The organism is Roseovarius sp. MBR-6 (assembly GCF_040547525.1).
GTDB lineage: Bacteria > Pseudomonadota > Alphaproteobacteria > Rhodobacterales > Rhodobacteraceae > Roseovarius.
In genome coordinates this window covers 179,913-192,687 of sequence record NZ_JBEPPW010000003.1, presented here as the reverse complement: position 1 = coordinate 192,687, position 12,775 = coordinate 179,913, and the positions used below count along the sequence as shown (strand labels likewise).

Annotated in this window: 13 protein-coding genes; 4 read left to right on the top strand and 9 right to left on the bottom strand. The window is 69.0% G+C overall.

All coding sequences use genetic code 11. The annotated features are described in order from the left end of the window. Positions 1-69: 69 nt before the first annotated feature. The 7 genes from ABIE57_RS05500 to ABIE57_RS05470 form a co-directional block, all read right to left on the bottom strand. The gene (locus tag ABIE57_RS05500; protein WP_354538007.1) at positions 70-1,383 is read right to left on the bottom strand and encodes a M16 family metallopeptidase; all 1,314 of its coding nucleotides are present in this window, start codon (positions 1,381-1,383) and stop codon (positions 70-72) included. Then, entirely contained in the window at positions 1,380-2,705 is a 1,326-nt protein-coding gene (locus ABIE57_RS05495; RefSeq protein WP_354538006.1) for a M16 family metallopeptidase, read from the bottom strand. Before ABIE57_RS05495 ends, ABIE57_RS05500 begins: the two co-directional genes overlap by 4 nt. Positions 2,706-2,769: 64 nt before the next feature. Then, complete coding sequence (locus ABIE57_RS05490) at positions 2,770-3,309, bottom strand: DUF3035 domain-containing protein (protein WP_354538005.1); 540 nt, start codon at positions 3,307-3,309, stop codon at positions 2,770-2,772. A gap of 51 nt (positions 3,310-3,360) precedes the next feature. Beyond that, positions 3,361-3,831 carry a signal peptidase II gene (gene lspA / locus ABIE57_RS05485; RefSeq protein ID WP_354538004.1) on the bottom strand — a complete coding sequence of 157 codons (471 nt, stop codon included), beginning with the start codon at positions 3,829-3,831 and terminating at the stop codon, positions 3,361-3,363. Positions 3,832-3,841: 10 nt separating this feature from the next. Beyond that, the gene (gene purH, locus ABIE57_RS05480) at positions 3,842-5,431 is read right to left on the bottom strand and encodes a bifunctional phosphoribosylaminoimidazolecarboxamide formyltransferase/IMP cyclohydrolase (RefSeq protein WP_354538003.1); all 1,590 of its coding nucleotides are present in this window, start codon (positions 5,429-5,431) and stop codon (positions 3,842-3,844) included. 33 nt (positions 5,432-5,464) lie between these two features. Then, a complete protein-coding gene (locus ABIE57_RS05475) occupies positions 5,465-7,207 on the bottom strand; it encodes a heparinase II/III family protein (protein WP_354538002.1) in 1,743 nt (580 codons plus the stop codon). 176 nt (positions 7,208-7,383) lie between these two features. Then, entirely contained in the window at positions 7,384-8,643 is a 1,260-nt protein-coding gene (locus tag ABIE57_RS05470; protein WP_354538001.1) for an RsmB/NOP family class I SAM-dependent RNA methyltransferase, read from the bottom strand. Positions 8,644-8,708: 65 nt separating this feature from the next. On the opposite strand from ABIE57_RS05470, the gene ABIE57_RS05465 reads away from it, so the two are divergent. After that, the gene (locus tag ABIE57_RS05465; RefSeq protein ID WP_354538000.1) at positions 8,709-8,900 is read left to right on the top strand and encodes a DUF1674 domain-containing protein; all 192 of its coding nucleotides are present in this window, start codon (positions 8,709-8,711) and stop codon (positions 8,898-8,900) included. Positions 8,901-8,906: 6 nt separating this feature from the next. Here the strand turns inward: ABIE57_RS05465 and ABIE57_RS05460 are convergent, their stop codons facing one another. Beyond that, the gene (locus ABIE57_RS05460) at positions 8,907-9,257 is read right to left on the bottom strand and encodes a dihydrodipicolinate reductase (RefSeq protein ID WP_354537999.1); all 351 of its coding nucleotides are present in this window, start codon (positions 9,255-9,257) and stop codon (positions 8,907-8,909) included. A 60-nt stretch (positions 9,258-9,317) separates the two neighbouring features. Next, positions 9,318-10,136: a 4-hydroxy-tetrahydrodipicolinate reductase gene (gene dapB / locus ABIE57_RS05455; RefSeq protein WP_354537998.1), complete on the bottom strand. Its 819-nt coding sequence runs from the start codon at positions 10,134-10,136 to the stop codon at positions 9,318-9,320. Positions 10,137-10,258: 122 nt separating this feature from the next. Here dapB and ABIE57_RS05450 point away from each other — a divergent pair, with 122 nt between their 5' ends. The 3 genes from ABIE57_RS05450 to ABIE57_RS05440 are packed head-to-tail and all read left to right on the top strand — an operon-like array spanning position 10,259 to position 12,740. Then, the gene (locus ABIE57_RS05450) at positions 10,259-10,678 is read left to right on the top strand and encodes a protein tyrosine phosphatase family protein (protein WP_354537997.1); all 420 of its coding nucleotides are present in this window, start codon (positions 10,259-10,261) and stop codon (positions 10,676-10,678) included. Beyond that, positions 10,675-11,394, top strand: a complete 720-nt coding sequence (locus tag ABIE57_RS05445; RefSeq protein ID WP_354537996.1) for a 2-dehydro-3-deoxygalactonokinase — start codon at positions 10,675-10,677, stop codon at positions 11,392-11,394. Before ABIE57_RS05450 ends, ABIE57_RS05445 begins: the two co-directional genes overlap by 4 nt. Next, positions 11,391-12,740: a hypothetical protein gene (locus ABIE57_RS05440; protein WP_354537995.1), complete on the top strand. Its 1,350-nt coding sequence runs from the start codon at positions 11,391-11,393 to the stop codon at positions 12,738-12,740. The genes ABIE57_RS05445 and ABIE57_RS05440 overlap by 4 nt, the downstream gene beginning before the upstream one ends. The last annotated feature ends 35 nt before the right edge of the window (positions 12,741-12,775 follow it).

Below are 12,775 nucleotides of genomic sequence, written 5' to 3'. Positions count from 1 at the left end.
CCCGCGGTCGGGCACTCGCGCGGCTCCCCAAACCTCCGCTATAGGCCAAAGCCCGCCGTGCCCTGCCTCTCAGTTCAGCGTGCCTTCCAGCCCCTCGGGTTGTCCCACCACCACGAAGGTCAGCGCCTCGGGGTCGAGCCACTCGCGCGCGACGCGATTGATCTCGTCAAGCGTGACCGCGTTCACCATGTCGTTGCGGTTGACGATGTAATCGGTGGGCAGCCCGTCCATCTGCATCCCCACGGCGATCGAGGCGATGGTGCCGTTGCCGTCAAAGCGCAGCGGATAGGCCCCGGTGAGGTAGGTCTTGGCATTCTCCAGTTCCTCAGCCGTCACCCCCTCGTCGCGCAGCCGCGCCCATTCGGCGCGGATCACGGCGATGGCCTCGGCCACGCGGTCATTGGCCGAGGCGACCGAGCCGGTCCAGACCTCCGCTGCGTCGCGGTCGGCGATGTAGGAATAGACGCCATAGGTCAGCCCGCGCTTTTCGCGCACCTCGGTCATCAACCGGCTTTCAAACCCGCCGCCGCCAAGGATGTGGTTGAGGATGAAGGCCGCGAAGAAATCCGGGTGATGCCGGTCCAGCCCCGGTTGCGCAAAGAGCGCGACGGATTGCGGCGTTGCGAAATCCACCAGCTTGATCCCGCCGGGCAGGGTCAGTTCCGCGCGCGGCGGCAGCGGCGCGCCGGTCTCGGGCAGATCACCCAGCAGGTGATCGAGGAGCGTGCCAAGCTCTTCGGCGGTGATGTCGCCGACGGCGCTGATATAGACGCGGTCGCGGGTCATCGCCGCCCGATGCGCGGCCAGAATATCGTCGCGGGTGAGGGCGGCCACGCTCTCGGGCGTGCCCTCCTGCTTGGAACCGTAGGGATGCGTGCCGTAGATGAGCTGCGCCGCCTCTCGGCTTGCGATGTCGCGCGGGTTGGTTTCGTCCGAGCGCAGCCCCGCCAGCACCTGCGCGCGCACCCGTTCGATGGCGTCCTCGTCAAAGCGCGGCGCGATCAGGCTGTCGCGCAGAAGGTCCACCGAGGCGTCGCGGTTTTCGGTCAGGAATCGCGCCGAGATGCTGACTGCGTCATCGCTCACGCGATAGCCGAAGCGCGCGGCAAGTTCTTCGGTGGCCTGCGTGAAGGCGCGCGCGTCGCGCTCCCCTGCGCCTTCTTCCAGCAAGCCCACCATCAGGTTGGTCGCGCCGCGCGCGTCCGGCGCATCAAGCGAGGCCCCGCCGCGAAAGCGCACTTCCAGCGCCACGAAGGGGATCGAGTGATCCTCCACCAGCCAGGCGTCAAACCCGCCCGGCGTGGTGATCTCGGCCACCTCGACGCCCGCGCGCGCGGGCAGAGCGGCGGCGAGCATGAAAAGTGTCAGTGCGAAACGGATCATTGCGTCACCTCCGGGGCCATCAGCCAGCCCGTCACCGATTGCCGCCGGTCGAACACCTCGCGCGCGGCGGTCATGATATCCTCGGGCCCGACCGCTTGCAGGATGTCGGGCCATGCCTGCACATCCGCCACCGTCAGGCCCTGAGCGAAGGCCGCGCCATAACGCTGCGCCAGCGACGAGGCGTCATCGCGCTCATAGATCGCCTGCGCGCGCACCTGCGTCTTGATCCGCTCCAGGTGGGCCGCATCGGGGCCGGTTTCCAGAAACCCGGTCAGGACATCGTCCATCGCCGCCTCGGCCTCGGCCAGCGTCACGCCGGGGGCGGGCACGACCACCAGATCGAAGGTGGTGCTGTCAAGCGACATGCCCGAATACCAGGCCCCGACCTGCACCGCGATCTGGCTTTCGAATTGCAGTTTCTGGGTCAGAACGGCGGTCTGTCCGCCGCCCAGCAACTCTGCCAGAAGGGTAAGGGCGGCGGCCCGTTCCTGCGCGCCGCTGTCGCGTTCGGGGGCAAGGTAAGAGCGGCTGACATAGGGTTGCGACACGCGCGGATCGTGAAATGTCATCCGCCGCTCGGCCAGCTGCGGCGGCTCTTGCGGGCGGGCGCGTTCGGGCAGGTCGGAATTGGCCGGGATCACACCGTAATGTTTATCGGCCAGCGCGCGCACCTCCTCGGGGTCCGCATCGCCTGCGATGACGAGAATGGCATTGTTGGGCGCGTAATAGCGGCGGTAGTAGGCCAGCGCATCCTCGAGCCCGAGCGTCTCCATCTCGTGCCGCCAGCCGATGATCGGCACGCCGTAGCGGTGATTGAGATATTGCAGCGCGCTTTTCTGCTCGCGGTAGAGCGCGGACGGGCTGTTCTCGACCCGCTGATTGCGCTCTTCGATGATGACATCGCGTTCGGTCAGGATATCGGCCTCGTCAAGCTGGAGGTTGACCATGCGGTCGGCCTCCATCCCCATCACCAGATCAAGCCGGTCGGCGGCGATGCGCTGGAAATAGGCGGTGTAATCATAGCTGGTAAAGGCATTGTCCGACCCGCCATTGCGCGCCACCGTGGCCGAGAATTCGCCCGGCGCCATGGTATCGGTGCCCTTGAACAGCAGGTGTTCCAGAAAATGCGCAACACCCGAGACGCCGGGGGTCTCATCCGCCGACCCGGCGCGATACCAGACCATATGCGTGACCACCGGGGCGCGCCGGTCCTCGATCACCACCACCTCCATGCCGTTTTGAAGCGTGAAATGCGTCACGGCCTCGGCCTGCGCGGCCAGAGGCGCGAGGGTAAGAAGGCAAGCGGTGAGCAGTCGGCGCATGGCAGATCTCCGATTGGGGACGTTAGCACATAGATACGCCCCCGGACCGGGGATTCAAGCGCACTCAGCGTCGGTCGGGTGGCGGCGGGGCGGCAGGGGTGCGCACACCGGCGCGCCGCAAGCGGCGCTCCTCGTTATGGGCATCGAGCCATTGCCGCTCATAGGCCTGCACGTAATCGTCGCCGGGCATGATGCCGCGTAAAATGTTGACATTTCCATAACGACTGCGGATCTCGCGGTCCTCTGCGGCCAGCGCCTGACGGACACCGGGATCACGGCCGTAGCGGGTGGCATGGGCCAGCAGCCCGGCATTGGCCGCCGACGCGGCCTCGGCCTGTGTCACAGCCAGATTGCCGCCGAGCGCGGCAACGCCGTCGGCCAACGGGTTCTGGTCGGTGCGGTTCGCCCCGCCCGGCGTCGGCGCGGGCAGCGCGGCCACATCCTCGGGCATTTCCAGGGGCTTGCTCGGGATGATCGAAAACTCGTCCGGCCCGTTGCCCGTATTGCGCAACTTGGTCAGCGATACTTCGCGGTCACGCCCGCCGCAGCCCGCGACAAGCGCGGCGGCCATGAGCATCAGAACGGTCTTGCGCGGCATCCACATCGCCACTCTCCTGCAACTGTCACGCCCATGTATCGCATCCGCGCGCCAAGGTCACGAGGGCTTTTTCTCCGCCGGTAGCAGAAGCATGCCGAACGCCCCGGCAAAGACCGCGATATCGGCCACATTGAACGCAAAGGGGTTGTCGATCCCGCAGCACGACATGTTGAGGAAATCCGCGACCGCGCCATAGATCAACCGGTCCACGACATTGCCAAGCGCGCCCCCCACCAGAAGCCCCGCCGCGATCCGGTGCAACGGCCCTGCATCCTCGGCGCGCACCCACCACAGCACCGCGCCGGAAATCACCAGCGCCACGGCGATCAGCATCCAGCGTGTGAGCGGGTTGTCATCCGCCAGCAGCCCGAAATTGATGCCGTAATTCCACGCCATGCGCAGGTTGAGATAGGGCGGCAACACGTCGATCCGCCCCAGCATCCGCAGATCGAGCATGTGAACCACGAGATACTTGCTCGCCTGATCGAGCAGAAAAACCCAGAATGCAATCCAGAAGACCAGCCGCATATGCCCTGCCTCAGTGCCGGAAGTGGCGCATGCCGGTCATCACCATCGCGAGCCCCGCCGCATCCGCCGCCGCGATCACCTCGTCGTCGCGCATCGACCCGCCGGGCTGGATCACCGCCGTGGCCCCGGCCTCCGCCGCCGTCAGAAGACCATCGGCAAAGGGGAAAAATGCGTCCGACGCCACCACGCTGCCTTGGGTCAAGGGCGCGGGCAGGCCGAGCGCCTCGGCCATGTCGCGCGCCTTGCGCGCGGCGATCCGGCAGCTGTCGACACGGCTCATCTGGCCTGCTCCTACGCCCACGGTGGCCCCGTCCCTGACATAGACGATGGCGTTGGATTTGACATGCTTGGCGACGGTCCAGGCGAACAGAAGGTCGGCCATTTCCGCCTCTGTGGGCGCGCGCTTCGTCACCACCCGCAGATCGGCGCGGTCCACATGGCCCGCGTCGCGGTCCTGCACCAGGTATCCGCCCGCGACCTGCTTGATCATCCGCCCCGCCGCGTGCGGATCGGCAAGCCCTTCGGTCAGCAAGAGGCGCAGGTTCTTCTTCGACTCGAACACACGCAGCGCGTCCGCGTCCGCTCCCGGCGCGATCACCACTTCGGTGAAGATGCCCGCGATCTCTTCTGCGGTCGCGCTGTCAAGCGGCCGGTTGAGCGCGATGATCCCGCCGAACGCGCTGGTGCGGTCACAGTCGAACGCGGCCTTGTAGGCGTCCCGCAGCGTTGCGCCGCGCGCCACGCCGCAGGGGTTGGCGTGTTTGATGATGGCGCAGGCGGGGCCGTCATGGGGCGCAAATTCGCTGACCAGTTCGAACGCCGCATCGGTGTCGTTGATGTTGTTATAGCTCAGCTCCTTGCCCTGCACCTGCCGCGCGGTGGCCACGCCGGGGCGGTTTGATCCGTCCACGTAGAAGGCCGCCCGCTGATGCGGGTTCTCGCCATAGCGCAGGCTTTGCGCGAGCGTCCCGGCAAAGGCGCGGCGGCGCGGTGCCTCGTCGCCGATCGCCTCGGCCAGCCAGGTGCTGACGGCGGCATCATAGGCGGCGGTGCGGGCATAGGCGCGCTGCGCCAGCTTGCGGCGGAATTTCGGGCAGGTCGCGCCGCCGTGCTGATCCATGTCGGCGATGACGGCCCCGTAATCCTCGACATCCACGACCACGGTGACATGGGCATGATTCTTGGCCGCTGCCCGGATCATCGCCGGGCCGCCGATGTCGATATTCTCGACACAGGTCTCGTAATCCGCGCCCCGCGCCACGGTCTCTTCGAACGGGTAGAGATTGACCACCAGAAGGTCGATCGCGCCGATCCCGTGCGCCTCCATCGCGGCCCGATGCTCGGGGTTGTCACGCAGCGCCAGAAGCCCGCCATGCACCATCGGGTGCAGCGTTTTCACGCGCCCGTCCATCATCTCGGGAAAGCCCGTGACCTCGGCCACATCGCGCACGGCCAGCCCCGCGTCGCGCAGCGCCTTCGCGGTGCCGCCGGTGGACAAGATCTCTACCCCCCGGTCGGCCAGGGCGCGGCCCAGATCAATCAGGCCGGTCTTGTCGGAAACGGAAATGAGGGCGCGGGTGACAGGCGCGGGATTGGTCATCGGGATTTGGTCCTTCGTCGGAGCGGTCGAAAATCAGTCCTCGGTCTCCGGGTCGGGCACGTCCTCGGCGACATCTCGGATGCCGACCGGGGTTTCCTGCGCCTTGGCCAGGGACCAGCGGATGCGGGTCGCATAACCCGTCGCGCGGCCAGACAGAACGATCTGTCTTGTCGCACGCGGCTTGAGGCGCGTTTTTTCAAGATAGACGCTCGGGTGCAAGGCCAAAGCGGCCCCGCCATCGGCCCGGAATATCCAGATTTCGCCGCTACGCAACAAAAGCGAGACCGCCGTGCCGCCCATGTCGAGCGAGGCCTCCACATCGGGATGGAGGTGAAACCGGATATCGAACGGCACGCCATGCAGTCGCGTGGCATCGAGCGCGCGGTCGAATCGCGCCTTGCCGGCCGCGTCGAGGGACAACAACATGTCCTCGCCCACCAGCGCGCGCCCGTCCGCCGCCAGATCGAGCCTGCGCGCATGGGTCAGGCCATGGCTGCGCAGGTAGCCGTCATGCCCGCCCTCGTAGCGGAGTCCGTCCGGCGCACGGGTGATCTGCGCGGGCACATCGCGCGGTGCCTCTGACAGGCGGTCGGGGTGCCGCCTGTCGTTGCTCAGCCGCGCGCTTGATCCGCCCGCCAGCACCAGCGTCGAATGCGACGGCGTGGCGCGGCCCGCGCGCCGCCACTCGGGGCCGAAACTCATGCCCGAGCCGCAACTGACGATCAGCGGGCGCCGCCCCGATGTCAGCTCGAACGCCAGCGTCGAGGCATGTGCCCCCTCCGAGGCCGCGCCCACGGGCGGCGCGCTTGCATCCACGATCACGCTTGTGCGCCCGCGCGCCAGCCGCGCATAGCCCATGGCCAGCCCTGTCGCGGCCCGCGCCTTGACCCCGCTTGCCGCCAGCGCCGCATCAAGCCGCCCGTCGAGGCCGCGCCCGCCGCCATGGAACCGCGCCAGCCCGCCATCGGCATGGCGCAGCGCGCGCAGGCAGGGGGCGGTCCGCTCCACCGCGCGCCAATGTGCCTCGTCGGGGGCCTGTCCGGCCTCGCTCAGGCCAAGCGCGGCCCAGGTCAGCAGGGTGAACACCTCCAGCAATTCCTCGGGGTTGCGCGAGGGGGTACCGCCGCCCGCGTCGATACCTTGCGCACATTCGCGCGCGAGCGCCGCGCACGCCTCGGCCGTGAGATGCCCCATCCCCTCGAGCGACACGCCCGCATAGACAAGGCCGGTCAGGGCCTCGAACCGCTTGAGCCCCGGTGCCGCCGCGCGCCAGCGCCGGGCAAGAAAGTGCGCCTGCTGCGCGAGCGAGCAAAAGAAGACCTGCGATGCCTCGGGTGGCTGGCCGCGCAACAGGAAAATCGCGTGGCTGATCCAGCGGATAAGCCGCCGCCCCGCCAGATCGGGCGTCCAGCCCGGCCCATGGCCGCGCCCGTAGCGCGCGATCCACGCCCAGAGCCAAGCCTGCGCGCGCTGGCGTGCCGCCGCATCGCCCGCAGCCGCCAGATCGTCAAGCCAGCCAAAACCGTGCAATTCCTGGGCAAATCCCGCATCGGGCGCGGGCACGTCCCAGAGCATGACGCCCGGCGCCTCGACCAGATGGCCGCCAAAGACCAGATTGCCCGCGCAAAGCTGTCGCCCCCGCGCCAGATAGCCGATGCTGCGCGGCTCGGGTTGAGAGACAAAGGCCGTGGCCGGACGGCCCATCGCCGCGCGCCGCGCGGCGAGCCGGTTTCTCAGATGCGCCCAGCGCGCGGACAGGGGTTCGGAATGCGACATATGCCTCTGCACGCTTCTTGCGGCGCTCGGGCCGGACTATACGCGCCGCGCGCGCGCAAGTCACCGCCCGATTGCGGCGCGCAACGCCGTCTTTTTCCCGGCGTCACCCTCGGACGTGATCCGAGGGTCTGCCGGATCTGAGATCGTCCGCTCGGGCCGGAGGGTGATCCCCCGAACTACCCCCGCCGCAGGCACGCCATGTAAAACCCGTCCATGCCGCCCCGTTCGGGCCAGAAGTCGGGCCGCAGCCGCAGCCCGCCCTCCTCGGTGATCCATGCGGGGTCCACCCCCGGCAACGCCAGCGCGGCGCGATCCGCGACAAGACCGGGATGCCGTTCAAGCGCGGCCTCCACCTGACATTCTCCCTCGTCGGGCAGAAGCGAGCAGGTGCAGAACACCACCCGCCCACCGGGACGCAGGAGCGATATGGCGTGATCGAGCATGGCCGCCTGTAGCTCGATCAGCGCGCCGATTTCGGCCCCGTCCTTGGCATGGGGCAGGTCCGGATGCCGCCGGATCGTGCCGGTGGCAGAGCAGGGCGCGTCCACGAGCACGGCGTCATAGGTGCCCTCTTGCGCCAGTGCGTCGCCCGTCGCGCAGTCCGCTGTCAGCCCGGTGCGCGCAAGGTTCTCGGTCACCCGTGCCATGCGCGTCTCGGAGAGGTCCACCGCCACCACCCGCGCGCCTGCCGCCGCCAGTTGCAGCGTCTTGCCGCCCGGTGCCGCGCACATGTCGAGCACGGTTTCGCCCGCCTGTGGGGCAAGGATGCGCGCGGGCAGGGCGGCTGCGGCATCCTGCACCCACCAGGCACCCTCGGCATAGCCCGGCAGGGCCGAGATCTGCCCCGGATCGCGCAGCCGCACCGATCCGGTCGGCAGCACCTCGCCGCCGAGTTTGACAGCCCAATCCTCGGGCGCGTCCTTCACCGTCAGATCGAGCGGCGCGCCCGCCAGATGCGCGCGCTCCATTCCGGCCACCGCACCCTTGCCCCAGGCCGCCACCAGCGGCGCGCGCAGCCACTCGGGCAGGCGCGGCACCCGCAGGTCATGCCACGCGCGCGGGGCCTCGTCGCAGAGCTTGCGCAGCACCGCGTTGACCAACCCCTTGAGCTTGGCGTGGCGCGGGCTTGCGCCCACGATCCCCACCGCGTCGCTCACCACCCCGTGCGCCTCTCCGCCCTGCGCCAGTTCCACCACGGCCACGCGCAGCACGTTGCGCACGGGCAGTGGGGGCGTCTTGCGCAGGTGCCGCGCGAGCAGCCGGTCGGCCCGCTCCAGCCCGCGCAGGGCCGCCACCGCCAGACGTTGCGCGCGGGCGCGCTCGGCGGGGACCAGAGGGTCGAGCGTGCCGAGGGTCTCGGACAGAAGCCGCCCCTCTCCCAGCACCTGATCGAGCAGGCGCGCGGCGGCGGCGCGGGCGGGGATTGGCTGGGTCATGGGCTTTTCCTTGGCCATCGGACAGGCGCGCGATATATCAACGCCCAGAGCCAGAGGAAAGCGCCATGACCGCCGATACCGACACCACGCCCCGCGATCTGCCCCCCGCCGCGCAGCGCGCCCTTGCCGAGGCCGAGGAACGCCGCCGCAAGGCCGATGCCCTTGCCCTCCCCAAGGAGTTGGGCGGCCGCCGCGAGGGACTGGAGCCGGTGCGCTACGGCGATTGGGAGAAAAAGGGCCTCGCGGTCGATTTCTGAGCGCGCTCAGCGCAGGTAGAGATCCGCGAACTGCCCGGTGCCCTCATCCGAGATGAAGCGGATCGTATCGCCCTTCAGGCGCACGGCCTGACAATTGGGGCCAAGATCCATCTCGCCCCAATAAAGGCTGCGGCAGAAATAATCGCCGTTCCAGCGCCATGCGCCACGCACATCGCGGCCAAAGGCGCGGCCCGTTATCTGTCCGTCCGGCGTCACCGTCAGGCGGATGCCAAAACGGGTCAGGTCGCGGCCGGTTATCAGCGACACGAAGCCATCACGATGGGTCACCGGCGCAAAATCCGCGAGCGCAGGCACCGGCAATCCCAGAAAGACAAAGAGAACAAGCGCGTATCGCATGGCACACCCTTCGTGACGGCATATGTTACACGAGGATTACGCCGTCACGGCCCGCCCGGATCACTCGGGCGTGAGGCCGAGCACGTCGAGCATGTCATATTCGCCGGGCTTTTTGCCCTGCCCCCAGAGCGCAGCGCGCAGCGCGCCCCGCGCGAAAATCGCCCGGTCGGTGGCGATATGGCGCAGCACGATCCGCTCGCCCGCGCCCGCAAAGATCACGTCATGCTCGCCCACCACATCGCCGCCGCGGATCGCGGCAAAGCCGATATGGCCGCGCTCGCGCCGCCCGGTGATGCCGTCGCGGCCCCGGTCAGAGACCGCCCCGAGCGCCACGCCCCGTCCCTCTGCCGCCGCCTCGCCCAGCATGAGCGCCGTGCCCGAGGGCGCGTCAACCTTCTGGTTGTGATGGGTCTCGACGATCTCGATGTCGAAGCTTTCGTCGAGGGCAGCGGCCACGCGTCTGGTCAGCTGCACCAGCAGGTTGACGCCAAGGCTCATGTTGCCCGCGCGCACGATCACCGCATGACGCGCAGCCGCCGACAGGCGCTTGAGGTGGTCCTCGTCAAAGCCGGTGGTGCCGATCACATGCACCACCCGCGCCTGTGCCGTGATCGTGGCCAGCTCCACGCTCGCGGCGGGGGCGGTGAAATCGATCACCGCATGAGCGGCGGCCACCACCTCGAGCGGGTCGTCGCTCACCACCACGCCCAGATCGGCCCCGCCCATGGCGCGCCCGAGATCCTGCCCGATCCACGGATGGCCTGCCCGTTCCAGCGCACCCGTCAGGCGCGCGGCCGTGCTCTCGCCCACCACGCGCACCAGCATCTGCCCCATGCGCCCCGAGACGCCGTTGATCACGATACCCGGCAGATCGCCCATGTCCCGCTCCTTTTCCAATCGTCGCCTGCTTAGCCCGCGTCTGCGCATCCGGCAAGGCGGCGGCATTGATCTTGGCCGCGATTCGCGCGCATATCACCGCCAGCCCAGCCAAGGAGAATGTCATGGACCTGCGCAAGATCACCGAGGATTTTTCCGTCTCCCCCCAGATCGAGGCCGGGGACGTGCCCGCCATCGCCGCTGCGGGCTATCGCGCGATCCTGTGCAACCGCCCCGATGGCGAAGAATGGGGGCAGCCCGCCTATGACGGCGTGGCCGAGGCCGCCCGCGCCGCCGGTCTGACGGTTGCGTTTCTGCCCATCGTCTCGGGTCAGGTCACACAGGACGATACGCGGGCGTTCCAAGACGCGCTCGACACCCTGCCCAAGCCGATCCTTGCCTATTGCCGCACCGGCACGCGCTGCACGGTGATGTGGAGCATGACACAGTTCGAGACGCTCGGAGCGGATGAAATCCTGCGCCGCAGCGCGGATGCAGGCTATGACATGTCGGGCCTTGTCGCGCAGTTGCAATCCGCGCGATGAGCCACTGGCGGCTGTGCGGTCATGACGGGTGCGCAGGCCGCGCTTTCGCGCTCAAGGGGGCGCGGATCGTGGCCGAAGCGGGCGGGGTCACGCCCGACGAGGCGCTTGCCGCGCTTGCCGGGACCTCCGGCCCGGTGCTGCGCGTGGGCGATGGGGCGGCCGCGCGCCTGCCCGCGCCGCTCTTGCCCGAGACCGGCCCGCCCCTGCCGGGGTTCATACAGGACAGCCCCGCAGATGTGCTCGACGGCTGGACGCGCCTTCTGCTCATCGGCCTGAGCGAGGTGTCGCCCGATTGGGACGGAGTCGCCTGCGTGCTGACCCCGACGCTCGCGCATTGGGTGCATCTGAGCGCGCGCGAGGCGGTGAGTTGCCTCAGCTTTCTCACCCCCCGCCTTGTCACGGCGCTGGGCGGGGCGGAAGACGTGGACGCGGACGCCCTTGCCGACAGCCTGAGCCGCCCCGAGCGCCTTGCCGCGCATCTGCGCGTGGCCGAGGTGACGGGCCGCGCCGAGGCGCTGACCGGTCATCTTCTCGGCGCGGAACTCGCCGCCGCGCGGCCCTATTGGCTGGGCCAGACTGTCCGCCTCGTCGCCCCTGCCGGGGTCGCCTCGGGGCGCGCGGCGGCGCTTGAGGCCCAAGGCGTGCCGGTCAGTTGCCACGACCCCGAAACGCTTTTGCCCCCGGCACTCGCGGCGCTGGCGCGGCTTGTGGCATGAGGCGGGTCGGCGGCGCGGCGGCGCTCTGGGTCACGCTTGCTGGGCAGGCGCAGGCGCACGCGACCGAACAGGGATTTATCCTGCTGCTGCCCACCAAGCTTTATATCCTCTCCGGCGGTCTGGTGGTGACGCTCACCGTTCTGATGCTGGCGCTTTTGCCGGGGCGCGCGGCGCTGGCCCCGTTCCGTCCCGTCACGCTCTGGCGGCGCGCGCGCCCCGCGGTCTGGCCCGGTCTTGCCGTCGCGGCGCTGCTTTTCTGGCTGGTCTGGCAGGGCTGGAGCGGCTCGCGCGATCCGTTGGGCAATCCGGTCTCGCTGGCCGTCTGGGTGGTGTTCTGGATGGGTTTCGTCTCCCTTCAGGGCCTTTGGGGCGATATCTGGTCGCGCCTCGATCCGTGGCGGGCACTGGCCCGTCTCGGCCTGCGCCGAAGGCCGCCGTTGCGCTATCCGCGCGGTTGGGGGCATTGGCCCGCCGTTCTGGGCTTTCTCGCCGTCGCGGGGTTCCTGCTCGCCGATCCCGCCCCGGCCGATCCGGCGCGTCTCGCGGTGGTGGTGGCGGGCTATGCCATCGTGACACTTGCCGCGCTGGTGCTTTTCGGACCGCGCTGGCTGGTGCGCGGCGAGGTGCTGGGCGTCTTTCTGCGCGCCTATGCCGGAATGGGGGTGTTCGGGCGGCGGGGCAGGCGGCGGGCGCTGGGCCTGCCGGGCTGGCAGGTGCTGCGCGGCCCGCGCCCTTCGCTTGCGCTTGCGGTGCTGATGCTGCTTCTGCTCGGCTCGGGCAGTTTTGACGGGCTGAATGAAACCTTCTGGTGGCTGGCCCTCATCGGCACCAATCCGCTGGAATTTCCCGGGCGTTCAGCGGTGGTGGCGGTGAATGTGGCGGGGTTGCTTATCGCCAATGCCGCGCTCCTCGTCATCTTCGCGGGCGCGCTCGCGCTCGGCGCGCGGCTGGCCCATGACGCGACGCCGGTGCGCGATCTCATCCGCCTCTACGCGCCCACGCTCCTGCCCATAGCCCTTGCCTATCACATCGCGCATTACCTGCCCTCGTTGCTTCTGGATGGGCAATACGTGCTGGCGGGGCTGGCCGAGGCGCTGCATCTGGGCCATATCCATGTCAGCGCCGGGTTCCTGAGCCATCCCGGCCCGGTGCGTCTCATCTGGCTGACGCAGGCGGGGGTTGTCGTGGCGGGCCATGTCATCGCGCTGATGCTGGCCCATGCCCTCGCCCTGCACACGGGCCAATCGGTGCGCCGTGCCGCGCTCGGACAGGCCCCGCTCGCGGCATTCATGGTGGCCTACACGGTCTTTGGCCTGTGGCTTCTGGCCGCGCCGCGCGGGGCGTGAGGGGTCAAGAGGCTGGACAAGCGCGGGCAGGTTGC